This window comes from Enterobacter cloacae complex sp. P1B (genome assembly GCF_014982345.1).
GTDB classification, from domain to species: Bacteria; Pseudomonadota; Gammaproteobacteria; order Enterobacterales; family Enterobacteriaceae; genus Enterobacter; species Enterobacter bugandensis.
The window spans coordinates 19,357-43,387 of record NZ_JADCLF010000011.1 but is presented as its reverse complement, the minus strand read 5'-3'; the positions used below and the strand labels follow the sequence as shown (position 1 = coordinate 43,387).

Annotated in this window: 22 protein-coding genes, 1 tRNA gene and 2 rRNA genes; 4 read left to right on the top strand and 21 right to left on the bottom strand. The window is 53.5% G+C overall.

Translation table 11 applies throughout. The annotated features are described in order from the left end of the window. Positions 1-70: 70 nt before the first annotated feature. The 3 genes from rrf (INF77_RS12090) (at position 71) to rrf (INF77_RS12080) (ending at position 435) form a co-directional block, all read left to right on the top strand. A 5S ribosomal RNA gene (rrf, locus tag INF77_RS12090) occupies positions 71-186 on the top strand. 14 nt (positions 187-200) lie between these two features. Further along, a tRNA-Thr gene (locus INF77_RS12085) sits at positions 201-276 on the top strand. 43 nt (positions 277-319) lie between these two features. Then, positions 320-435: ribosomal RNA gene (gene rrf / locus INF77_RS12080) — 5S ribosomal RNA — on the top strand. Positions 436-541: 106 nt separating this feature from the next. Here rrf (INF77_RS12080) and INF77_RS12075 read toward each other — a convergent pair. The 7 genes from INF77_RS12075 to INF77_RS12045 all read right to left on the bottom strand — a co-directional run bounded on the left by INF77_RS12075 (position 542) and on the right by INF77_RS12045 (position 9,931). Next, a complete protein-coding gene (locus INF77_RS12075) occupies positions 542-1,300 on the bottom strand; it encodes an amino acid ABC transporter ATP-binding protein (RefSeq protein WP_041907797.1) in 759 nt (252 codons plus the stop codon). 7 nt (positions 1,301-1,307) lie between these two features. Beyond that, entirely contained in the window at positions 1,308-2,411 is a 1,104-nt protein-coding gene (locus INF77_RS12070) for an amino acid ABC transporter permease (protein WP_047367023.1), read from the bottom strand. A gap of 9 nt (positions 2,412-2,420) precedes the next feature. Next, positions 2,421-3,602: an amino acid ABC transporter permease gene (locus INF77_RS12065; protein WP_048959000.1), complete on the bottom strand. Its 1,182-nt coding sequence runs from the start codon at positions 3,600-3,602 to the stop codon at positions 2,421-2,423. A gap of 67 nt (positions 3,603-3,669) precedes the next feature. Then, on the bottom strand, positions 3,670-4,695 hold the full coding sequence (locus INF77_RS12060) for an amino acid ABC transporter substrate-binding protein (RefSeq protein WP_047367025.1): 1,026 nt from the start codon (positions 4,693-4,695) through the stop codon (positions 3,670-3,672). Positions 4,696-5,143: 448 nt separating this feature from the next. Further along, on the bottom strand, positions 5,144-5,365 hold the full coding sequence (locus INF77_RS12055; protein ID WP_008502867.1) for a lipoprotein: 222 nt from the start codon (positions 5,363-5,365) through the stop codon (positions 5,144-5,146). Between the two features lie 301 nt (positions 5,366-5,666). Next, positions 5,667-8,780 carry an efflux RND transporter permease subunit gene (locus INF77_RS12050; RefSeq protein WP_193543073.1) on the bottom strand — a complete coding sequence of 1,038 codons (3,114 nt, stop codon included), beginning with the start codon at positions 8,778-8,780 and terminating at the stop codon, positions 5,667-5,669. Positions 8,781-8,791: 11 nt separating this feature from the next. Continuing rightward, the gene (locus tag INF77_RS12045) at positions 8,792-9,931 is read right to left on the bottom strand and encodes an efflux RND transporter periplasmic adaptor subunit (protein WP_193532991.1); all 1,140 of its coding nucleotides are present in this window, start codon (positions 9,929-9,931) and stop codon (positions 8,792-8,794) included. Positions 9,932-10,315: 384 nt separating this feature from the next. Between INF77_RS12045 and envR the strand changes: the two genes are divergently transcribed. Next, positions 10,316-11,032 (top strand): acrEF/envCD operon transcriptional regulator, encoded by a 717-nt coding sequence (gene envR, locus INF77_RS12040; protein WP_063155260.1) that lies wholly within the window; start codon positions 10,316-10,318, stop codon positions 11,030-11,032. Here the strand turns inward: envR and INF77_RS12035 are convergent. From INF77_RS12035 to INF77_RS11970, 14 genes are all read right to left on the bottom strand, one after another. After that, positions 10,948-13,029 (bottom strand): bifunctional diguanylate cyclase/phosphodiesterase, encoded by a 2,082-nt coding sequence (locus INF77_RS12035; RefSeq protein WP_193543072.1) that lies wholly within the window; start codon positions 13,027-13,029, stop codon positions 10,948-10,950. The two genes, envR and INF77_RS12035, sit on opposite strands and share 85 nt — an antisense overlap. A 138-nt stretch (positions 13,030-13,167) precedes the next feature. Further along, positions 13,168-13,332, bottom strand: a complete 165-nt coding sequence (locus tag INF77_RS12030; protein WP_014885446.1) for a DUF2556 family protein — start codon at positions 13,330-13,332, stop codon at positions 13,168-13,170. Between the two features lie 179 nt (positions 13,333-13,511). Further along, positions 13,512-13,808, bottom strand: a complete 297-nt coding sequence (gene fis / locus INF77_RS12025) for a DNA-binding transcriptional regulator Fis (protein ID WP_000462905.1) — start codon at positions 13,806-13,808, stop codon at positions 13,512-13,514. Between the two features lie 23 nt (positions 13,809-13,831). Continuing rightward, the gene (dusB, locus tag INF77_RS12020; protein ID WP_193532843.1) at positions 13,832-14,797 is read right to left on the bottom strand and encodes a tRNA dihydrouridine synthase DusB; all 966 of its coding nucleotides are present in this window, start codon (positions 14,795-14,797) and stop codon (positions 13,832-13,834) included. Positions 14,798-15,127: 330 nt separating this feature from the next. Then, positions 15,128-15,868, bottom strand: a complete 741-nt coding sequence (locus INF77_RS12015) for a carbonic anhydrase (protein ID WP_041907814.1) — start codon at positions 15,866-15,868, stop codon at positions 15,128-15,130. Between the two features lie 137 nt (positions 15,869-16,005). After that, positions 16,006-16,887, bottom strand: a complete 882-nt coding sequence (gene prmA / locus INF77_RS12010) for a 50S ribosomal protein L11 methyltransferase (protein ID WP_028014613.1) — start codon at positions 16,885-16,887, stop codon at positions 16,006-16,008. An 11-nt stretch (positions 16,888-16,898) separates the two neighbouring features. Next, the gene (panF, locus tag INF77_RS12005) at positions 16,899-18,350 is read right to left on the bottom strand and encodes a sodium/pantothenate symporter (RefSeq protein WP_193532846.1); all 1,452 of its coding nucleotides are present in this window, start codon (positions 18,348-18,350) and stop codon (positions 16,899-16,901) included. Beyond that, positions 18,340-18,582 carry a YhdT family protein gene (locus INF77_RS12000; RefSeq protein ID WP_006178860.1) on the bottom strand — a complete coding sequence of 81 codons (243 nt, stop codon included), beginning with the start codon at positions 18,580-18,582 and terminating at the stop codon, positions 18,340-18,342. Before INF77_RS12000 ends, panF begins: the two co-directional genes overlap by 11 nt. 108 nt (positions 18,583-18,690) lie before the next feature. Continuing rightward, on the bottom strand, positions 18,691-20,040 hold the full coding sequence (gene accC, locus INF77_RS11995; RefSeq protein WP_003860388.1) for an acetyl-CoA carboxylase biotin carboxylase subunit: 1,350 nt from the start codon (positions 20,038-20,040) through the stop codon (positions 18,691-18,693). A 10-nt stretch (positions 20,041-20,050) separates the two neighbouring features. After that, positions 20,051-20,515 (bottom strand): acetyl-CoA carboxylase biotin carboxyl carrier protein, encoded by a 465-nt coding sequence (gene accB / locus INF77_RS11990; protein WP_008502856.1) that lies wholly within the window; start codon positions 20,513-20,515, stop codon positions 20,051-20,053. Positions 20,516-20,536: 21 nt separating this feature from the next. Beyond that, on the bottom strand, positions 20,537-20,989 hold the full coding sequence (aroQ, locus tag INF77_RS11985; protein WP_028014610.1) for a type II 3-dehydroquinate dehydratase: 453 nt from the start codon (positions 20,987-20,989) through the stop codon (positions 20,537-20,539). A gap of 234 nt (positions 20,990-21,223) precedes the next feature. Further along, complete coding sequence (gene msrQ / locus INF77_RS11980; protein ID WP_193031327.1) at positions 21,224-21,823, bottom strand: protein-methionine-sulfoxide reductase heme-binding subunit MsrQ; 600 nt, start codon at positions 21,821-21,823, stop codon at positions 21,224-21,226. Beyond that, positions 21,824-22,825, bottom strand: a complete 1,002-nt coding sequence (gene msrP / locus INF77_RS11975; RefSeq protein ID WP_028014608.1) for a protein-methionine-sulfoxide reductase catalytic subunit MsrP — start codon at positions 22,823-22,825, stop codon at positions 21,824-21,826. It lies immediately after the preceding gene. 77 nt (positions 22,826-22,902) lie between these two features. Further along, on the bottom strand, positions 22,903-23,877 hold the full coding sequence (locus tag INF77_RS11970) for an MDR family oxidoreductase (protein ID WP_047367033.1): 975 nt from the start codon (positions 23,875-23,877) through the stop codon (positions 22,903-22,905). Positions 23,878-24,031: the final 154 nt, after the last annotated feature.

Sequence of the window (24,031 nt, the reverse complement as noted above, 5' to 3'; positions counted from 1 at the left end):
TTACAACGCCGAAGCTGTTTTGGCGGTGAGAGAGACGATTTTCAGCCTGATACAGATTAAACAGAATTTGCCTGGCGGCTTTAGCGCGGTGGTCCCACCTGACCCCATGCCGAACTCAGAAGTGAAACGCCGTAGCGCCGATGGTAGTGTGGGGTCTCCCCATGTGAGAGTAGGGAACTGCCAGGCATCAAATTTAGCGTGCTGATATGGCTCAGTTGGTAGAGCGCACCCTTGGTAAGGGTGAGGTCCCCAGTTCGACTCTGGGTATCAGCACCACTTTATACTTAGGTTAAAGTTCGGCAAGAAGTAAAAGAATTTGTCTGGCGGCTTTAGCGCGGTGGTCCCACCTGACCCCATGCCGAACTCAGAAGTGAAACGCCGTAGCGCCGATGGTAGTGTGGGGTCTCCCCATGTGAGAGTAGGGAACTGCCAGGCATCAAATAAGTGAAGAGGCCATCCGAAAGGATGGCCTTTTTGCGTTTCTGCGCTGCACAAATCGTAGGCCGGGTAAGGCGAAGCCGCCACCCGGCAGAGCAAACGACTAATGAATTACCTGCGATAAAAATGCTCGCGTACGTTCTGACTTCGGATGCGCAAAGAACTCATCCGGCGGTGCCTGCTCAACAATCTCGCCGCGGTCCATAAAGATCACCCTGTCAGCTACCGTTCTGGCAAAACCCATCTCATGCGTTACGCACAGCATCGTCATGCCGGATTGGGCCAGCCCAATCATGGTATCCAGCACCTCCTTCACCATTTCCGGATCCAGCGCAGATGTTGGTTCGTCAAACAGCATGATTTTGGGTTTCATGCACAGCGAACGGGCGATAGCCACGCGCTGCTGTTGCCCGCCCGAGATCTGACCAGGAAACTTATTGGCATGCTCCGCGATGCGTACGCGTTCAAGGTAGTGCATCGCCAGCGCCTCCGCCTCCTGTTTCGGCATCTTTCGCACCCAAATCGGCGCAAGCGTACAGTTCTGCAGAACGGTCAGGTGTGGAAACAGATTAAAGTGCTGAAATACCATTCCCACTTCCTGCCGCACGCGTTCGATATTGCGGATATCTTCATTCAGTTCAATACCATCAACCACAATGCGCCCTTGTTGATGCTCTTCAAGATGGTTAATACAGCGAATGGTTGTGGATTTACCTGAACCGGAAGGGCCGCAAAGGACGATGCGTTCGCCCTGCTTTACCTTAAGATTGATGTCCTTCAGGACATGAAACTGTCCATACCATTTATTGACGTTTTCCAGCGTAATCATCGCGTTGGCGGTTGTCATAGTCATTTGGCTCATAATTTCCTCAGTGCGGTGTACGCCCGGTGTTAAAGCGCTTTTCCAGATGCTGGCTATAGCGCGACATGCTAAAACAAAAGATCCAGTAGATCAGAGCGGCAAAGACATATCCCTCGGTGGACATACCCAGCCAGACAGGGTCAACGGTTGCCTGCTGCACGCTGCTAAAGAGATCGAACAATCCGATGATGATCACCAGGCTGGTATCTTTAAAGAGAGCAATGATTGTATTGACCAGCCCAGGGATAACCAGCTTGAGTGCTTGCGGAAGGATCACCAGCCCCTGCGTTTTCCAGTAACCGAGCGCCAGCGATTCCGCCGCTTCGTACTGGCCTTTAGGCAATGCCTGCAGGCCACCACGTACAACTTCAGCGACATAGGCGGACTGGAAGAGAATCACCCCGACCAGGGCACGGATCAGCTTGTCGATCGTTGTACCTTCCGCCATAAACAGTGGCAGCATGACCGACGACATAAACAGTACGGTGATAAGCGGTACGCCGCGCCAGAACTCAATAAAGATAACGGAGAGCACGCGTACGACCGGCATTTTTGAACGGCGACCCAGGGCGAGTAAAATACCCAACGGTAGCGCGCCGGCGATCCCTACTGAAGCGATAATCAACGTCAGCGTCAGGCCACCCCACTGGCGTGTTTCAACGCGTTCCAGCCCCAGAAAACCGCCATACAGCAGCACCCAGACAATAATCGGATAAACCACCGCCCAGACGGCAATATAGCGTCCACGGTGAGGCAGCTTTTTCCAGAACATGACTGCAACAGAGAGCAGGCCGATAACCAGCGCCAGATTAATCCGCCAACGCTGTTCGTGGGGATACAACCCATACATGAACTGACCGAAGCGCTCATGAATAAATACCCAGCAAGCGCCGGCTTTTGTGCAATCAGCTCGGGTTGAACCGACCCAGTTGGCCTGTATAACCGCCCAGTTCAGCAGGGGAGGAATCAATTCCCACATTAGCCACAGGCAGACAATCGTCAGCAGGCTATTACTCCAGCTGGAGAAGAGATTCTTGCGTGCCCAGAGAATAAAACGTCCACCCGTCGAGCTGGCAGGGCGCGAGGAGTGCGACAGTATCGCTTTTGTCATCATAGATCCTTAGCGCTCGACCAGTGCTATACGACGGTTATAAAGGTTCATCAGCAACGAAATAGCCAGACTGATGATTAGATAGACGGACATGGTGATGGCAATGGTTTCTATGGCCTGTCCGGTCTGGTTAAGCACGGTTCCGGCGAAGAGAGACACCATATCCGGATAACCAATGGCAGCTGCCAGCGATGAGTTTTTGACAATGTTGAGATACTGGCTGGTCAGGGGCGGAATGATCACCCGTAAAGCCTGCGGAATAATAACCTGGCGAAGCGTCACGGTATTCGGCAAACCGAGTGAACGTGCCGCCTCGTGCTGCCCGTAAGGCACGGCCTGGATCCCGGAGCGGATGATTTCCGCAATAAACGCGGAGGTATAAATTGAAAGCGCCAGCGTGAGTGCTGCCAGTTCAGGAATTAACACCATACCACCCTGGAAGTTGAACCCGCGTAGGTGAGGAATATCCCAGTGCAAGGCTGCACCAAAAAGCCAGTGAGCAACTAACGGTAAGCCAACAATCAGCGCAGCGGCAACTGGCCATGTTTTACGAAGCTGTCCGGTTTTAATCTGATGCTTACGGTTATAGCGGAACAGGCCGACGGAAATCGCGAGCGCAACAATAATGGCGACGATAAAGGCGTAAATCCCTTCGGCCACCTGCGGAGAGGGAATGTATAACCCACGATTACTCAGGAAAAACAGCTCAAACGCATCGACGGCCTGGCGGGGACCGGGAAGATTACGCAGCACCGCGAAATACCAGAAGAAGATCTGCAGCAGCGGTGGGATGTTGCGAAACGTCTCAATATAGATGGTGGAAAGCTTTCGCAGCAGCCAGTTTTCAGAAAGACGCGCCAGCCCAATAAAGAAGCCCAGGATGGACGCGAAGACAATACAAAGTGCCGATACCAACAGCGTATTCAGTAAACCGACCACAAACACGCGTCCGTACGTGTCACCCTCCTGATAGTCGATAAGGTGCTGAACAATCCCAAAGCCCGCGCTGCGATCCAGAAACGCAAAACCGGAGGTGATACCGCGATTATTCAGGTTAGTGATGGTGTTATGGATGAGATACACGGCGATAAGAACAACCGCAACAATAGCAATAATCTGGAATAGCCAGGCGCGGACCGCGGGATGAGAAAAGGATAGCGATCCTTTTACGGCTGAGCGGCGATGGGACATAAAGAAACCTCAGTAACCATGACTCTGGAGTGGGCACTGCCCGAGCAGTGCCCGTTACAGCTATGACTTAACGTACTGGTGGCGCGTATTGAATACCGCCGTTATTCCAGAGATTGTTCTGGCCGCGTTTGATCTTCAGCGGGCTTTCCGATCCCACGTTACGCTCGAAGATCTCAGCGTAGTTACCCACCTGTTTGATGATGTTGTAAGCCCACTTGTTATCCAGCTTCAGATCCTTGCCGAAATCACCTTCTTTACCGAGCAGGTGCGCCATATCCGGGGTGGAAGGATTCGCCGCTTTCTCATCAACGTTTTTCGAGTTGATGCCCATCTCTTCTGCATTCAGCATGGCAAACAGCGTCCAGCGAACGATAGAGAACCAGTCTTCATCGCCACGACGCACAACCGGTCCGAGAGGTTCTTTGGAGATCACTTCAGGCAGGACAATCCATTCCGCCGGATTGCTCAGCTTAATGCGTAAGGCATACAGCTGTGACTGGTCAGAGGCCAGGGTGTCGCAGCGACCGGATTCCAGCGCTTTGGCTGATTCATCCGAGCGGTCGAAAGTCACAGGGGTATATTTCATCTTATTTGCTTTGAAATAATCCGCGACGTTCAGCTCGGTATCGGTACCCGCCTGGATACACACGGTGGCGCCATCCAGTTCTTTGGCGCTTTTCAGGCCCGCTTTATTGTGGGTCAGAAAGCCGATGCCGTCATAATAGGTCACGCCCGTAAATGACATCCCCATACCTGCATCGCGGGAGGAGGTCCAGGTGGTGTTACGCGAGAGCATGTCAACCTCGCCGGACTGCAGCGCCGTAAAGCGCTCTTTCGCCGTCAGCGGGGTGTATTTTACTTTGCTGTCATCACCAAAAACCGCTGCTGCGACGCCACGGCAGACATCCACATCAATACCGGTAAATTTGCCGTTCGCATCGGCATAAGAGAAGCCAGGCAGACCGTCGCTGATACCGCATTGAACAAAACCTTTCTTTTTAACGGCATCCAGCGTCGTTCCCGCATGGGCTTGACCGGCTATGGCAAACAACATGCCTGCAACGGTCAGGCTGGCTATCATCGTCTTTTTCATAATGGATCCTGTGTGGCGAAATTTATTGTTATAGAAGCGTTTTTAAGCGCTTAACCTGTCTGTGGCATTGGCCAACGTTTATAAAGCAAACGTAATGCCAGTTTTGAGTTCAGCGAGATAAGAGAAAACTGAACGCTTAATGCAGAGTGTAGACAGGCTTAAATAAAATGAGCGCCCCGAAACAGTGCGAAATTACAACCTGTGCCACAAATTGGAGCAAAAGTTTTTACCGGGATGAAATAAAAAGAAGAGATAGTTTCTTAGGTGAATATTGGCAGAGTATTCAATAGTATTAATGTATGAAAATCATCAGAGATAAGAAAAAGGTGTTGTTAGCGGTTGGTTGAAATGAAATATAAGAATAAATGCGGAACTTTTTTATTTATTAGAAAATGGTGCACTCATTGAAAGCAAAAGCGCGGCCGGAGCCGCGCTTTCTGAACAGATGTTACTTCGTCAGGGCAACAATACCTAACGTTAAACCCGCTACTGCGGCAGCGCCGCCGGCGATGGCACCCGCTGTTTCCCAGTTGTCCTGGGTGGTGCCTTTCATACAGGTATTGGTATGAACCAGTCGGCCCTGATCATCGTAAACCGGTACACAAGGAGAGTCGTGCGCGCAACCAGCAAGCAGCGCAGCGAGAAGTGCAACGGAAATGAATCTTTTCATGATGTTACCTCAATATTATTTCTTATTCGCTACATAGCCAGGAGAGCTATTAACGAACTGGAGATTATTTTACCACCAGGGTAAGTTCCCGTTACACGTGGAATAATCTCAAATTATGTAGTTTGTAAAAATCATGGAGAAAAAGCGTTTTCTGGATGAATTTATGGAGAGATTATGGAGTCGCAAGAGGGCGCTTTTACTTAATGCAAACTCATGAATTTTTAATATGCGATTCAATAATGACTAATCCATTGTTTATATTAAAATAAAAAAGGCACCAAACGGTGCCTTCAGGGATACGTTAATCCTTATGGTTGGTAAACCGTCTCCGGACAACCACAAAGAAAACGGGCACAAAGAAAATAGCCAGAAGCGTTGCGGAAAGCATGCCTCCCATCACACCCGTACCGACGGCGTTTTGCGCGCCGCTCCCGGCTCCGGTGCTAATTACCAGCGGCATGACGCCAAGAATGAAGGCCAGGGAGGTCATCAGGATCGGGCGAAGGCGCATTCTTGAGGCTTCCAGCGTGGCCTCAATGATACCTTTACCTTCTTTATCCATCAGGTCCTTAGCAAATTCGACGATCAGGATGGCGTTTTTCGCCGATAACCCAATCGTTGTCAGCAGGCCGACCTGGAAATAGACGTCATTGTTTAACCCGCGCAGCGACGCTGCGAAAAGAGCCCCGATGACGCCTAACGGCACAACCAGCATGACAGAGAAGGGTATGGACCAGCTTTCATACAGTGCAGCCAGGCACAGGAACACCACGATCAGTGAAATGGCGTACAGTGCAGGCGCCTGGTTACCGGAAAGGCGTTCCTGATAAGACATTCCCGTCCAGTCATAGCCGATGCCGGAAGGCAGTTTTGCCGCCAGGCTTTCCATCATCACCATGGCCTCACCGGTACTTTTCCCTGGGGCTGACTCACCGAGGATCTCCATGGACGGCATGCCGTTATAGCGTTCCAGACGAGGAGAACCGTAAACCCAGTGAGCGCTGCTAAAGGAGGAGAACGGCACCATTTCCCCATTCGCGCTGCGCACGTAGAGATTGTTGATGTCCCCCGGCAACATTCGGAATATCGCATCCGCCTGGACGTAAACTTTTTTCACGCGGCCATGATCGATAAAGTCATTCACATAGGTACCACCCAACGCCGTCGATATCGTCTGGTTGACGTCAGAAATGCTAATCCCCAGCGCCTGCGCTTTCTCCTGATCGACATCCAGTTTGAACTGCGGTGTATCCTCCAGGCCGTTAGGACGCACGCGAACCAGCAGGTCAGGGTGCTCTTTCACCATGCCGAGCAGCTGATTACGCGCCTGCGTCAGCTGGGTATGCCCCAGGTTTGCCTGATCGATAAGTTCAAAGTCGAAGCCCGTTGCGGTTCCCAGTTCGATAATGGCAGGCAGGTTAAACGGAAATACAAGGCCGTCTTTAATCTGGCTGAACGCTTTTGTCGCTCGGCCCACGATGGCCTCAACGCTATTTTTCTCCCCAGAACGTTCTTCCCAGGGCTTCAGGCTGACGAAGGCGATACCGGAGTTCTGGCCCTGACCGCTAAAGCTAAAGCCGTTAACGGTAAAGACGGATTCAACGTTCGCTTTCTCTTGGGTCAGATAATAGTCCTGAACCTGGTCGAGAACCTGCTGAGTACGCGTCTGGGTCGCACCCGCCGGGAGTTGAACCATCGTCATAAATACCCCCTGATCCTCTTCAGGCAGGAAGGAGGTAGGTAAGCGCAGGAACAGCACCGCCATCCCACCGACAATAATGACGTACACCACCAGATAGCGGCCGGTCTTACGCAAAATACTGCTTACGCTGTTGCTGTAGTGCTCCACGCTCTTATCAAAGAGCGCATTGAACCAGCCAAAGAACCCCCCTTTCTTCTCATGATGATCTCCAGAGACGGGCTTAAGCAGCGTTGCGCAGAGTGCGGGCGTCAGGATCAGCGCAACCAGCACGGAGAGCGCCATGGCTGAAACGATAGTCAGCGAGAACTGGCGATAGATGGCGCCCGTCGAGCCACCAAAAAAAGCCATCGGGACAAAGACCGCCGAGAGAACCATCGCGATCCCCACCAGCGCGCCCTGGATCTGCTCCATCGACTTCTGCGTGGCCTCTTTCGGCGGCAGCTTGTCCTCTACCATCACGCGCTCAACGTTCTCGACCACCACGATGGCGTCATCAACGAGTAGCCCTATCGCCAGTACCATCCCGAACATCGTCAGGGTGTTGATGGAGAAACCGAACGCCGCAAGAACCGCGAAGGTACCCAGCAGAACCACCGGCACCGCGATAGTCGGAATGAGCGTCGCGCGCAGGTTTTGCAGGAACAGATACATGACCAGGAAGACCAGAACGATCGCTTCAAACAGGGTCTTCACCACTTCATGAATAGAAATTTTCACAAAAGGCGTGGTGTCATAGGGATAGACGACCTTCAACCCCTGCGGGAAGAACTGTTGCAGTTGCGCCAGTTTGCTCTTGATGGCTGCCGCGGTATCCAGCGCGTTTGCCCCGGTTGCCAGCTTAATCCCCAGGCCGGTGGCTGCCTGCCCGTTGATTTTGGTCACCATATTGTAGTTTTCGCCGCCGAGCTCAATGCGAGCGACATCCTTCAGGTGAACCATCGAGCCGTCCTGGTTCACCTTGAGCGTCACGCGGCCAAACTCTTCCGGTGATTTCAGGCGAGTTTGCGCGATGATGGAGGCATTCAACTGCTGTCCAGGAACCGATGGCGTACCGCCCAACTGACCTGCCGCTATCTGGTCGTTCTGCGTTTTCAGCTGGTTGATAATATCCAGCGGCGTCAGCTGGTATTTATTCATCGCGTTGCTGTCGAGCCAGATGCGCATCGCATACTGGGCGCCAAACAGCTGAACGTCGCCGACACCCGTCGTTCGGCTGATAGCATCTTTGACGTTCGAGGCGACATAGTCGGAGATATCATCCTGAGTGAGGTTTTTGTTGTCCGAAACAAAACCGGCGACCAGCAGGAAGCTGCTGCTGGATTTCTCAACGCCAATCCCTTGCTGCTGTACCTCTTGCGGCAGCAGCGGCATGGCGAGCTGCAGTTTGTTCTGCACCTGCACCTGGGCGATGTCCGGATCCGTTCCTGACTCGAAGGTCAGTGTGATGGTGACATTACCTGCTGAATCGCTGGTGGAAGACATGTACATCAGGTTGTCGATACCGTTCATGTTCTGTTCGATAACCTGGGTCACGGTATCCTGCACCGTCTGGGCATCAGCGCCGGGGTAGGTCGCAGAAATCGCCACGGCTGGCGGAGCAATCGTCGGATACTGGGCGACGGGCAGTTTGAGAATGGCCAGCCCGCCTGCAATCATCAAAATGATGGCAAGTACCCAGGCGAAAACCGGCCTTTGAATAAAGAAATTAGCCATGTCGTCGTTCCTTAACTGGCGGGAGTCGTGATGGTATCTGGCGTGGCGACGACGGTAGCCCCTGGTCTGACTTTTTGTAATCCGCTGACAATCACGCGGTCACCGTTTTTCAGCCCTTCCGTCACCAGCCAGCGGTCGCCAATGGCCTGAGGCGCAACGACGGTACGTGATTCAACCTGGTTTTTATCATTAACCACCAGCACGGTTGCGTCGCCTCGCGGCGTTCGGGTCACGCCCTGCTGCGGAACCAGAATGGCATCTGGCTGTGTGCCTTCATCAATGCGGGCGCGAACGAACATCCCCGGTAACAGCAGGTGTTGAGGGTTCGGGAAAATGGCGCGCAGCGTGATTGAGCCGATGCTTTCATCCACCGTAACGTCGGAGAACTGAAGGGTGCCTTTCAGCGGATAGGGCTGACCATTCTCCATCAGCAGCTCAACGCTGCTGGCCGTGTCGCCTTTTTGCAGGCTCGTCTGCTTCAGGCGCATAAATTCATTGCTCGACTGGGTCACATCGACATAAATCGGATCAAGCTGCTGGACCGTCGCCAGCGCTGCGGCCTGCCCGTTCGTCACGAGCGCCCCTTCCGTCACGCTGGATTTGCCGATGCGGCCATCGACAGGGGACGTTACTTTGGTATACGCAAGGTTGATACGTGCGCTTTCAACGCCCGCTTTTGCGGCGACAACGCTGGCATCTGCCTGCTGGGCCGTAGCCACGGCCTGGTCATACTCTTGTTTACTGACATACTGTGTTCCCACCAGTGGGAGATAACGTTTCACCGTCAGGTGTGCAATATTGGCCGCCGCCTGCGCCTTTGCCAGCTCGCCTTTCGCGCTGTCGTAAGCCGCCTGATAGGTCGCAGGATCAATTTGATAAAGTGAGTCCCCAGCTTTTACATCGCTACCTTCCGTGAAGTTGCGACGCAGAATGATACCGCTAACCTGTGGACGAACCTCCGCAACGCGGAACGCATCTGTTCTGCCCGGGAGTTCAGTTGTGACGGCCAGCGGCGCACTTTTCACGATATGGACGCTGACCTGAGGCGCCTGTGCATGTTGTTGTTGATTTTCCTGGCCATCGCATCCAGTGAGCAGTACAGCGCAGACAATGAAACCGGCTAAGGGTAAACGTCTGAAATGATTCGTCATGACTGTTCCTTTAAATACCCATTAACCGATGTTTGCCGTAGATCGGTAGTGGGGCAGAGGGAAAAAATAAAATGTAGCTGCGTATAATAATGAGGGTATTTAATGTTTTTTAATTTATAAGTGCGAATGACGAGGCCTGAGAGGAAAATCAGAATCAGTCCCGTAGAAAATACGGCTATACTTCTGCCCGCTAAATCAGGCTAATAGAGCTTAACCGGTAAATTTATCCATTTCGTGAATTTAATTCCGAGCATGTATTTAGATTGTTTATAGATTAAGTAAATTGACTTTTTTTGTGCAAAATTAAAACGGCTTTTAGTGAATACTTCCAGCCATCCGAACCTGATGTTATGTATATACCCTGCGAGTAAAGAGTAGCTGTCAATGGCGCGTAAAAAGAAAGAAGAGGCTCAACAAACCCGACAGCAGTTGATTGAGGCGGCTATCGGGCAGTTTGCGACGCGAGGCGTAGCCAGCACGACGCTGACGGATATCGCCGATGCCGCAAAGGTTACGCGTGGTGCTATCTACTGGCACTTTACCAGTAAAGCAGAGATATTTAATGCCATTTGGGAACAGCAATTACCGCTACGTGACATCATTCGCGACAGGCTTTCTCTCTCCGAAAATGATGATCCGTTGTTAATACTTCGTGAGCAATTCATTACTGCGCTTCAGTATATCGCACGCGAACCCCGTCAATGTGCGCTATTACAAATTTTGTATCATAAATGTGAATTTACTAGCGATATGATTTCAGAGGATGAAATTCGGAAACGTATTGGGTTCAATTATGATTCTTTGCGCGTTACGCTGGAGAAATGTATTTCTCGAAACATCATTTCGTCGCAGGTGAACGTTGAGCTGACCATGATCGTATTCCACGGTTTTTTTAGCGGCATCATTAAAAACTGGTTAATGAATACCGACAGTTTTAATCTTTATCAGCAGGCGCCAGCCCTGGTCGACAGTATTCTGGCGACACTCCCTCTCTTGCGCGTGTCGCCTCATAATGATTACGGCTCAGCGCCTGGCAACATTTCACCCCGTGCACAAAGCGCCTCGATGGTCTGCACGCTGGCGGGTTTACCTAACAGATAACCCTGTAAGGTATTACAGCCCAGCTCCGTCAAAAAGACTTGCTGCGCTTCGGTTTCCACACCTTCGGCCACGACTTTCAGGTTGAGCGTTTTCGCGAGGGCCACAATCGCAGAGACAATGGTGGCATCTTCGCTTTCACCGCTTAACTCTTTCACAAACGCTCTGTCTATCTTCAGTTCACAGGCCGGTAAACGCTTGAGATACAGCAGGCTCGAATATCCGGTCCCAAAATCATCAATCGAGGCTTTCACCCCAGCATCCGTCAGCTCTGTCAGCACCCGCACGCTCTCATCGGGGTTGCTCATCGCCGTAGTTTCCGTGACTTCCAGGATCAACATTTCCGGCGGGACGTGATGACGCTCCAGGCAGTCGAGCACTGTTTTAACCAGCGAGGGCTGTTCGAACTGCAGCGTCGACAGGTTTACTGCCATTGACCAGTTTCGATGCCCCTGCAGATGCCATTCTCTCAGCTGGCGACAGGCTTCATTGAGCACCCAGTTACCAATAGGGATGATAAGCCCGGTTTTTTCCGCCAGCGGCAGGAAAAGATCCGGCGTCAGTAAACCCTGCTTCGGATGCTGCCAGCGCAGCAGCGCTTCAAACCCGAGGAGAGGGCCCGCGGGCGCGTGAAACTTTGGCTGATAAAGCAGGCGCAGTTCATTACGATCGACGGCCATCCACAGATCGTTCATTAACTGAAGATGGGTCTGCGCCAGAGTGTTCATGGAGGGCTGGAAAAAGTGATAGCCGTTTCGGCCCATATGCTTGGTGTGATACATCGCCGCGTCGGCGTTAAACATCAGCTCACGTTCGGTTTTGCCGTCGTGAGGGTACAGGGCGATACCAATGCTAAGCGTTACCACCAGTTCGTAGGGGTCGAGAGTGAACGGGCTATCGATCGCCCGCACCAGCGAATTTGCCAGCGAGGCCGCATCGTCCGGACCTTCTCCCTCAGCCAGCAGAACAAACTCATCGCCGCCAATGCGTGCAAGGGTAAACTGGCCCTTCAGGAGATGCAGCAGACGCTGCGTAACGGCGACCAGCAGCCTGTCACCGACATCATGGCCGTAGGCGTCATTGATGGCTTTAAAACCGTCGAGATCCATGAACATCAGGGCGAAATGGGTACCTTCACGGTCAGCTTTGCTGATGGCCTGATCGAGCCGGTCCTCCAGCAGGATACGGTTGGGCAGACGCGTCAGCGTATCGTGCAGCGCCAGCTGCGCAAGTTCCCGGTTCGCTTCTGCCAGCGACGAGGCCAGAAGGGCGGTTCGTGCCTGCAGGCGGGCATCCAGCATCGACACCAGCAGGGTGATCCCAAGAATAGAGAGCGCGACGACGCTGACCAGCACGGCCAGCCAGCTGCCGTTAATACCCTGATGGTGAACCATGGTGGACATTGGAAACTGCGCGGCCTTCATCCCGGCGTAGTGCATACCGGCGATAGCAATTCCCATCGTGATGGCGGCACCCAGGCGCATCAGCACCACCTGAGCGGCTTCGTGACGCAGGCGGAAGGTCAGCCACAATGCTGCAAGCGAAGCGGCAAGCGCAATCACGACCGAAATGGCCACCCACAGCGTATCCCAAACGATCCCCGGTCTCACCTCCAGCGCCGCCATACCGGTGTAATGCATGGCAACAATACCGATTCCCATTACCAGAGCGCCGGGGAGCAGGCGGCGCATGCGCAGCTGTTCACAGCTGACGAGCCATAGCGCAAACAGTGACGACCCCACGGCGATGACCATAGATAAAATCGTCAGGGTCGCGTTGTAGCTCATGCTCATGGAGAGATCCATCGCCAGCATGCCGATAAAGTGCATGGCCCATACGCCAATGCCCATCGCAACACCGCCTCCCGCCAGCCAGACGCGCGCTGCGACGCCCTGACTCCCGGCGACGCGTGCAGCCATATTCAGCGCGGTGTAAGCAGCAAGGATGGCAACAGCAAAGGAGAGGGCTACAAGGATAGGGTTGTATTGGCTAACCAGCATGGTCGGTTCTACTCGAGTATGACGTTACGCAGGAGAGGTTGAGAAGGGCGAGACATTATCACCGTCAGGTAACGGCTCAAAGGGATTTAAATCCCCGTTTTTAGTGGGTAATACGGGGAGATTGGTGACGGCAGGGTGTTAATCGAGTTCTGAACAGTTCACTAATTTCAGCGGATTGACGGAGTTCATATTGCGGCACTTGTCGGTTTCGGTGCTCATCAGTTCAATCCACTGCATCAGGAGGGCATCGAATAGAAAAACGGAGATTGCAAAGACGACCAGCCACCAGTATTTACGAATCATTGTGTCATTCCGCGAGAAGAGAGCCACTGAAGTGGTGGAAATATACACGAAAAGAAGCGGTTTAAAAGCGGGATAAGCAAAGGTTTACAAAGCGTTGACGGTGAAAGAATAAGACAATAAAAAAGGCGCATCCCCATGCCAGGTAGCGCCTTTTTAAACAAGCATTTAACAGATTAGTATCAGTTCATGCCATATTTTTTCAGTTTCTTACGCAGAGTACCACGGTTGATACCCATCATCAGCGCAGCGCGGGTCTGGTTACCGCGGGTGTATTGCATCACCATGTCCAACAGTGGCTGTTCAACTTCAGCCAGTACCAGCTCATACAGGTCATTAACATCCTGACCATTCAGTTGAGCAAAATAGTTCTTCAGTGCCTGTTTAACCGAGTCACGCAGGGGCTTTTGAGTTACCTGATCCTGAGAGTTAACGGTAGAAACGGTCAGTACGTCAGAATTTACGCGTTGTTCGAACATAGTTCTGTCAGCTCTTTATTTCATTACGCAAGATTTTCGAAGTATGCCTCCAACGCCTCCAGCTGTTCGCTGGCATCCTCAATGGCGTTGAATGTGCGCCGAAACTGGTCATCTGGAGCGTGCTCCTGGAGATACCAGGAGACGTGTTTACGCGCAATTCGGTACCCTTTTGCCTGACCGTAGTGGTCATGCAGTTCCCGAACATGCGAACAAAGCAAGCGCTTTACCTCTGCCAGAGGCAGTGGGGCAAGCAGCTCCCCAGTGTCCAGATAATGCTGGATTTCCCGGAAGATCCAGGGTCTTCCCTGAGCTGCACGTCCTATCATCAGAGCATCAGCTCCCGTATAGTCGAGTACAGCCCTGGCTTTACGCGGGTCAGTTATGTCGCCATTCGCGATAATCGGAATGGAAACCTTCTGCTTAACTGCCCGAATGCTGTCGTATTCAGCTTCACCATTGAACAAACAGGCGCGAGTGCGTCCGTGGATGGTCAGGGCCTGAATACCACAATCTTCGGCCAGTTGGGCAATCTCTACACAGTTACGGTGTTCCGGCGACCAACCCGTGCGAATCTTCAACGTAACAGGAACGTCCACTGCGCTGACAACCGCCGTCAGGATAGCTTTCACCTGGTCGGGGTATTGCAGAAGGGCTGAACCTGCAAGCTTGCGATTCACCTTTTTGGCCGGGCAACCCATATTGATATCAATAATCTGGGCACCACTTTCCACGTTAATACGCGCGGCATCTGCCATCTCTTCAGGCACGCTTCCGGCAATTTGCACGGTGCGAATACCTGGTTCATCAATGTGCACCATCCGAAGGCGGGATTTATCGCTTTCCCAAACCTGCGGGTTAGACGACATCATCTCGGATACGGTTAAACCGGCTCCCATCTCATAGCACAGCGTCCTGAACGGCCGGTCGGTAATACCTGCCATTGGGGCTGCGATCAGGCGATTTCTAAGCTGGTGGTGTCCGATGCGCATGAGTTAAGAAATGACCATACTGTGACTGCAAGGCGGCGTATATTACGCATTTTTTGCACGAGATGAAAGGCCAAACTTTGAACAATCCACTGTTGTAGATCAAGGAATCGCCGCGCAATCTTTTCGTTTAAAATTATTCATTATTGAAATCATTGGGTTATGCGCTGATGGCTATTTTATGTGCGCTTACAATTTCCCGTAACTTCTCATCATTTCTGAATAAATGCGACAGATGAGCGGGATAATCTGCTGTTTTTAACAGCAGATTTCCCCACTTCTTTGCGATCTGCGTCGCATTTTAGAACATGATCTCAGGGCAAAAAATAGACGTTATTCGAGGATAACACGACCATGGAGGGACTGTACCGGCCGGTTATTATCGTGATGCATTGTGTGGGTGAATTTCTCGAGCTGCCCGGCGGAGACCGTCAGAGGATGCTTAAGCACGATCCAGGTGACGCCTTCTGAACACGGTGGCGTTGTCAGCGAGCCGCTAAAGCGCCAGTACGTTTTATCTTCCGGCAGCAGCTTATTCAGGTTGAGCTCCTGCTTGATGGAGACGTTCAGCTCAGCCTGCTGAGGCATAACGTCCCACAGTTTATCAAGTTCACGGTTCTCTGCCCCTTTGTCGAACATGACCGCGACCACCGCCAGTTCCCCCTTCGCATTTTTATGCACAAGGTGCATTTCCATCGCGTAATGCTTGCCGTGTACGGTGTTTTCGCTCGGCGCGTGGAAGTGGAACTGCTGTAATGTCCAGGTTTGCTTATCCAGCGTGATAGTGTCGCGAGTGTCGGCCTGCTCGCTTGCCTGAATAGTATGGCCATTGTTTGTCAGCGTCACAGGGCCGTCAACGTAGTGCGTTTGCAGCGGGGAGAGATGGGCGTTAGCGGTTGAATCAATATCAATGGGAGACTGGTTCATTCCACTGTTACAGGTCTTGTACGCTTCATCCAGTTCACCCCAGTGCTCCGGTGAACTTTCTCCTTTGTAGCTCCAGTGTGATGCGCATGCTGAAGCCGAGATCATGCTCAGCGCTAACAGCGCTGCCTTGCTATAAACGTGTTTCATAATATTCTTCCCGTGAATTTTTATTATCCAAATCAAAATTTATCAGTATGATTTGTGGGGTTATTTTACTGGAGGCAGGCCAGGGGCGGGAGGAATATTGAGGAGAAAAGGCGTGGTCAGAGGACCACGCCAAATGCTTATTTTTTACGACCGGTAATGCGGCACCACTCTTCTTTCTCGACGACCGGGTCGAGCGCAAAGAGATCGGCGTAGGCTTCGCAAACGCTCTCCGCCTGGCTTGCCAGGATGCCGGAAAGTCCCAGCAGACCGCCCTCAACCGGCAGCACGCTGATTAATGGCGCCAGTTCACGCAGTGGGCCAGCGAGAATGTTTGCGACCACCACATCGGCTTTCATGGCTTCTGGCTGCGCTTCCGGCAGGTAGAGCTCCAGACGATCGGACACGCCGTTACGCTCAGCATTATCGCGGCTGGCCTGAATGGCCTGCGGATCGATATCGATCCCGATGGCTTTCGCCGCGCCCAGTTTCAGAGCGGCAATCGCGAGGATCCCGGAACCGCAGCCGAAGTCGATCACCGTCTTACCTTCCAGATCCAGACCATCCAGCCACTGCAGGCACAGAGACGTGGTTGGATGGGTGCCGGTGCCAAACGCCAGGCCTGGGTCAAGCATCACGTTCACCGCGTTTTCATCGGGAACCTCGCGCCAGCTTGGGCAGATCCACAGACGTTTGCCGAACTGCATCGGGTGGAAGTTGTCCATCCACTCGCGTTCCCAGTCTTTGTCTTCCAGCTGTTCGATTTTATGCGCGAAGCCTGCGCCCAGCAGCGGATGGTTTTCCAGAATCGCCACCACCTCTTTCATGTCGGTTTCGGCATCGAACAGGCCGATCACGTCGGTATCACCCCACAGGCGCGTTTCGCCCGGCAGCGGTTCAAAGACCGGCGTGTCGTGCGTGTCCTGAAAGGTGATGGAGACAGAGCCGGCTTCCATCAGCGCATCGCTTAGCTCTTCGGCGTTCGCGCCGGTTGTGTTCAGTTTTAGTTGGATCCACGGCATGGCAAAACTCTTTATTTATCAGTAGAAATCATAGCGGGTTGTGGGGCGGGCTGACCGAAACGGTTCCCCACCACAAACGCCAGTAAACTTAGCAGTAACGAAGGCACAATCGGATGGAAGCCCAGGTACTGAATCTTAAATGTCGCAAGGATGGCATACAGCACACCGCCAACAATCATCGCGCTCAGCGCGCCTGCAGCGTTCGCGCGTTCCCAGTAAAGACCTAATACCAGCGGCCACAGGAAAACGGCTTCAAGCCCACCAAACGCCAGCAGGTTCAGCCAGATGATCATCTCCGGCGGACGCCATGCAGATAACATCAGCAAAGCTCCTAACACCAGCGTAATGACGGCAGACATCCGCTTCAGGCGACGTTCATTTTCAACCTGCTCAGGGCGCAGGTTCAGATAGAGATCTTTAATGATCGTAGCGGAACTTTGCAGTAACTGGGCGTTAATGGTTGACATAATGGCGGCCATTGGCGCTGCGAGGAAAATTCCGGCGGCGAAGGGCGGCAGCACTTTAACCATCAGCGTCGGGATCACCAGATCCGGCACGGTAAGGTCGGGGATCACCGCGCGCCCTAATGCACCTGCCAGATGCATACCAAACATCAGGACCGCGACCACAATCGTCCCGATGATGATGCCCTTGTGAACGGCTTTACTGTCTTTATAGGAGATACAGCGCACGGCGGTATGCGGCAGACCAATCACCCCGAAGCAGACTAACACCCAGAACGAGGTCATAAAGGTCGGCGAGAGGATATCATCCGCGCCCTGCGGTGAAATCAGTTTCGGGTCAATCGCTTCCAGGGTTTCCACCGCATGAGTGAGTCCACCCGCGGCATGAACAATCCCCACCAGCAGAACAATCGTGCCGATGAGCATGACCATTCCCTGCAGCGTATCGTTCAGCACGCTGGCGCGGAACCCGCCAAACGCGGTATAGAGCGCGATGCTTACCCCGAAGATAAGCAGGCCTGTCTCGTAAGGGATGCCGGCCGCCGTTTCCAGCAGGCGTGCCCCGCCGATAAACTGTACCGTCATCGCGCCAATAAAGGCCACCAGCAGGCTTAAGCTCGCCAGCCACACCAGTAAGCGGCTCTGGTAACGGGCAAACAGCATGTCGTTGAGCGTGACGGCATTATAGCGGCGCGCCAGAATGGCAAATTTCTTACCAAGAATACCGAGGGAGAGCCAGACGGCAGGCAGCTGGATCATAGCCAGCAGTACCCAGCCTAACCCGTACTTGTAGGCCGCACCGGGGCCGCCAATAAACGAGCTGGCGCTGATATAGGTCGCGGTCAGCGTCATTGCCAGCACAACGCCGCCCATCGAACGGCTGCCGAGGAAATACTCGTTCAGAAAAGCACCGGTCGTTCTTTTGCGCATGGCGTAAATGGACAATCCAAATACGACCAGCAGGTATGCGACAAGCGGCAGAATGACTTCAAGCTGCATCATCGTCCTCCAGCGGAATATCCCGGTAGATGAATTTCACCATTGCCCAGCACAGCAGAATAAACACCAGCGGTACCAGCAGGCAGGCCATTTCGAACCAGTGCGGCAGGCCGGTGATGCCAATAGCGGAGTCAGGTAAGTAAGCAGTTACTAACCATGCAGCAAGATAGAGAAGGGTCAGCCACAGCGCCCAGCGCGCTTCTTTATGGGCCTGAACAAAACGTTTGTCCATTTTTTGTCCCTTGTGGATGCAGAAAGCGGGGATTGTACATGATGGGGCTTTGCGATCCCCAGAAATAAAAAAGGCCGGATAATCCGGCCTTTTAGCAACGCAGCTCTCTTACTTCTCGTTCAGTCCGAGTTTTTTCTCCAGGTAGTGGATATTCGTCCCACCATTCTGGAAGTGCTCGTCGCTCATGATACGCATCTGCAGATCAACGTTGGTTTTAATACCGTCGATGATCAGCTCCTGCAGGGCGTTCTTCATGCGGGCAATCGCCACGTCACGGTTTTCGCCGTAGCAGATCAGCTTACCGATCATTGAGTCATAGTACGGCGGTACGGTGTAACCGGCGTAGATGTGAGACTCCCAGCGCACGCCAAAACCACCCGGCGCGTGGAAACGCGTGATTTTACCCGGGCTTGGCAGGAAGGTGTTCGGGTCTTCGGCGTTGATACGGCACTCTACCGCATGGCCTTTCACCACTACTTCTTCCTGCTTGATGGACAGAGGCTGACCGGCTGCGATACGCAGCTGCTCTTTGATCAGGTCAACGCCGGTGATCATTTCGGTAACCGGGTGTTCAACCTGAATACGGGTGTTCATCTCAATGAAGTAGAACTCGCCGTTTTCGAACAGGAACTCAAAGGTACCCGCCCCGCGATAGCCGATATCAACGCACGCTTTGGCGCAACGCTCGCCGATGTAGCGACGCAGTTCCGGGGTAATGCCCGGCGCTGGCGCTTCTTCGACCACTTTCTGGTGACGACGCTGCATGGAGCAGTCACGTTCTGCCAGATAGATCGCGTTACCCTGACCGTCAGCCAGCACCTGAATTTCGATGTGGCGTGGGTTTTCCAGGTATTTTTCCATGTACACCATGTCATTGCTGAAAGCCGCTTTCGCTTCCGCTTTGGTCATGGAGATGGACTGCGCCAGTTCAGCATCGCTGCGCACAACGCGCATACCGCGACCGCCGCCGCCGCCGGACGCCTTGATGATAACCGGGTAGCCAATGCGTTTAGCATGAGCACGGTTAGCATCCATGTCGTCGGTCAGAGGGCCGTCAGAGCCTGGCACGGTTGGAACACCGGCTTTTTTCATTGCGGTGATTGCAGACACTTTGTCGCCCATCAGGCGAATGGTGTCGGCCTTCGGACCGATGAAGATAAAGCCAGAGCGTTCAACCTGCTCAGCAAAGTTGGCGTTCTCAGAGAGGAAGCCGTAACCCGGATGAATTGCCACCGCGCCGGTGATTTCAGCGGCGCTGATGATAGCCGGGATGTTCAGATAGCTTTTTACGGACGGAGCCGGGCCAATACAGACCGTCTCATCCGCCAGCAATACGTGTTTTAAATCGCGATCCGCGCTTGAGTGCACGGCCACGGTCTTGATGCCCAGTTCTTTACAGGCACGAAGAATACGCAGTGCAATCTCGCCACGGTTGGCGATAACAATTTTATCCAGCATGTTCGCCTCGTTACTCGATGACGACCAGCGGCTCGTCAAATTCAACCGGCTGACCACTTTCGACCAGAATCGCTTTCACAGTACCTGACTTGTCAGCTTCGATCTGGTTCATCATTTTCATCGCTTCAACGATGCACAGGGTATCGCCTACGTTGACTTTCTGACCCACTTCGATGAACGCCTTCGCGTCCGGGCTCGGGGTGCGGTAGAAAGTACCAACCATTGGGGAACGTACGATGTGACCACTGATTTCTGCTGCAGCGGCAGGTGCGGCTTCAGCTGCTGCTGGCGCAACGGCTGCGGAAAGCGCAGGCTGCTGCACTGGCGCAGCGTAAGCTTGCTGCATTACCGGGAAGCTAGCGGCTGGGGCTGCACGGCTGATGCGTACAGACTCTTCGCCTTCAGAAATTTCCAGTTCGGAGATGCCTGATTCTTCAACCAGCTCGATCAGTTTTTTAATCTTACGAATATCCATGAGTGGGTTCCGTACTCTTGTTTAGTGTGATTGTGACAAGCGTTTTACCGCTGTCTGTAAAGCGTATGAATAGCCGTCTGCGCCCAGTCCGCAGATAACGCCAGCAGCGATATCCGACAGATACGAATGGTGGCGGAACGGCTCTCGGGCGTGCACGTTACTCAGGTGGATCTCGATAAACGGGATACTCACCGCGAGCAGTGCGTCGCGGATAGCAACACTGGTGTGCGTAAACGCGGCCGGATTGATCAGGATATAGTCCACAGTGTCTTTAGCCTGATGAATACGGTCGATGATTGCGTACTCCGCGTTTGACTGAAAATGATCCAAATCCACATTCAGCGAGGCTGCTTCCGTGCTCAGACGGTTAACAATTTCGCTCAATGTCAGCGTGCCGTACTTCTCTGGCTCACGGGTGCCGAGCATGTTCAGGTTCGGTCCGTTTAAAACTAAGATGTGGAACTTATCAGTCATTATGCCGCTATCTCCTGCGATTTTCGGGTAAAAAACAAAATATACCGTCGAAGCGCAAATGTCACCTTTTCAGAGGCCTAAAACCGCTGTCAGGCGAACCAAGGTCGCACATTATAACGATTTCGTAGCATTTGGCAGCTAAATACTGGTCTTATCAGGGAAGATTATCAACCGCAATCCAAAAAAGATTTGCGGTTGAGAGGTAATCTGCGGGAAAACGCACAGTTTCGCGAACTATCGCAACCACTGGCGGAACTTCTTGTAACGCCATGCTAAAAGCGCCACGGCTGCCAGCGCGTAAAGGACCGGCTGCGGAGAGAGGATCTTCACCGACCACAGATAATGAATGGGGGCGAGGATCGCGACAAGATAGACGAAGTTGTGCAGCAACTGCCAGAGACGGCCCAGCTTTCGCTGCGCATACTGCGTGGATGTCAGCGCTAATGCCAGCAGGATCAGCCAGCTAACAATGCCCAGCATCAGGTAAGGGCGTGTTACCAGCTCGCGGCCAAGCAGTGTCAGATTGTTAATTCCCAGTTCCAGCAGGGCGTAACTGATGAGGTGCAGGGTCGCCCAGGCAAAACACCATAGCCCCAAAAGCCGACGGGTGCGTATCAATAATGGCTGTTTAGCGTAGCGCGCCAGCGGCGAGACGAGCAAGGTGGCCAGCAAAAATTTCAGAGCCATCCGACCGGTAAAATGCTGGATATCCTTTGCCGGATCGGCGCTAAAGAGGCCCTGGCTGGCCGCCCAGAACAGCCAGATAAAAGGAAGTATCCCGGCTAAATGCAGCAGCACTTTCAGCCAGGTAATCTGCTTTGCCGTTAAACGCACTCAGAAGTTCTCCCGTAAATTGAGGCCACGGTAAAGGGACGCCACTTCATCCGCATACCCGTTAAACAGCAGCGTGGGCTGGCGCTTCACGTCCAGCGCGCCGCCGGAGCCAATAAAGCGTTCCGTCGCCTGCGACCAGCGGGGATGATCCACATGCGGGTTCACGTTGGCGAAGAAGCCGTATTCACCCGGCGCCGCCAGGTTCCATGTCGTCGGCGGACGTTCGCGGGTCAACTTAATGCTGACGATCGATTTAATCCCTTTGAAACCGTATTTCCACGGCACGGTTAAACGGATGGGGGCACCGTTCTGCGGCGGAAGCGCCTTGCCGTAAACGCCGACGGTCAGGAGGGTAAGGGGATGCATGGCTTCGTCAAGACGTAACCCTTCAACGTAGGGATACTCCAGCCCGCCGCCGATGAACCGGTCTTTCTGGCCCGGCATCTCGTCCGGGGCGTAGCGCGTCTGGAAGGCGACGTATTTTGCGTTGCTGGTGGGTTCAACCATCGCCAGCAGCTTATGCAGCGGGAAGCCTACCCAGGGCACCACCATCGACCAGGCCTCTACGCAGCGCATGCGATAGATACGCTCCTCAAGCGGGAAGCGGGTGGTCAGATCGTGATGGTCCAGCGTCAGAGGTTTTGCCACTTCACCGTCGATTTTCAGCGTCCACGGATCGGTTTTCATGCTGCCGGCATTGGCGGCAGGATCGGCTTTATCCAGACCAAATTCGTAGAAGTTGTTGTAGCCGGTGACTTTATCTTCCGGCGTGAGCGCCAGCGTGTTTTGCCATTCGGCGGGTTTGGTAAAGGTAAGCGGGGCACCGGAAGGCGCCTTAGGGCGATCGTTGCCTTTAAACCAGTCGAGCAGGTCGGCGTGTGCCGCTGGAGAGAGCGTCAGTGCCGTGGCGCTGATGCCAAGCATTTTCAGGATCTGGCGGCGCTGTAACATAAAGACAGACTCAGACGTTACGTCGGCTTCCGTCAGTTTTCGGTTTTTCATGGCATCCTCCGTCATGCGTTTTTCTAAGCATGACGGAGGAGAAGCGTTAGCGCGAATATGTCACGAAAATTTGAAGATTAGGCGATTTTCACCAGCGCGCGGCCGTGGAACTGGTTATCCATGATCTTGCTGGCATATTCAGGTGCCTGGCTGAGCGTAATTTCGGTAGCGCTCTGGGTATAGAACGATTCCGGCAAATCGCGCACCAGACGCTCCCATGCCTCTGCACGGCGAGCCGCAGGCGTCATCACGGAATCCACGCCCTGCAGGCGGACGTTACGCAGAATAAATGGCATGACGGTCGTTGGCAGGGCAAATCCCCCGGCCAGGCCGCAGGCTGCCACGCATCCGCCGTAGTTCATCTGCGCCAGGACTTTTGCCAGCACCTTGTCACCGACGGTATCCACTGCACCTGCCCAGACCTGTTTTTCCAGCGGGCGGGTCTCGGCAAACTCATCGCGGCCAAGAATGCGGCTGGCGCCGAGCTGGCGCAGATAATCATGCGTGCTTTCACGGCCGGAAACCGCCGCAACCTGATAACCCAGCTTGTGCAGCAGCGTGACCGCCGTGCTGCCCACGCCACCGCTGGCCCCGGTAACAACAATTTCACCCGACTCGGGGCGAACACCCGCCTCTTCCAGCGCCATCACGCACAGCATGGCGGTAAAGCCTGCGGTACCAACGATCATCGCTTTGCGACCATCTATGCCTTTCGGCATAGGCACCAGCCAGTCGCCCTTCACGCGCGCCTGCGTTGCCAGCCCGCCCCAGTGATTTTCGCCCACGCCCCAGCCGGTGAGCAGCACCTGCTGGCCCGCATGAAAACGGGGATCTTCGCTGCTATGAACCCGGCCAGCAAAATCAATACCCGGCACCATAGGGAAATTTCGGATGATTTTACCCTTGCCGGTGATCGCCAGCGCATCTTTATAATTTAAACTGGACCAGTCGATGTCGACGGTGACGTCGCCTTCCGGCAGGCGAGTCTCTTCTACGTCCTGTACGGAGGCAAGCGTTTTGCCGTCCTGCTGTTCTAAGATTAAAGCCTGCATACGGGGTCCTCACGGCTCAGATGATTGGAAAAGAGTTCCTGAAGACTATACTCGCTCAGGGTAAAGCAATGCCGATTTAACGCAATAAATTGCCAGATACGCCAGGTTTGGTAGTATGCCGCATTTGAAATGCAAGTTAGCGCTTACTCGCTAC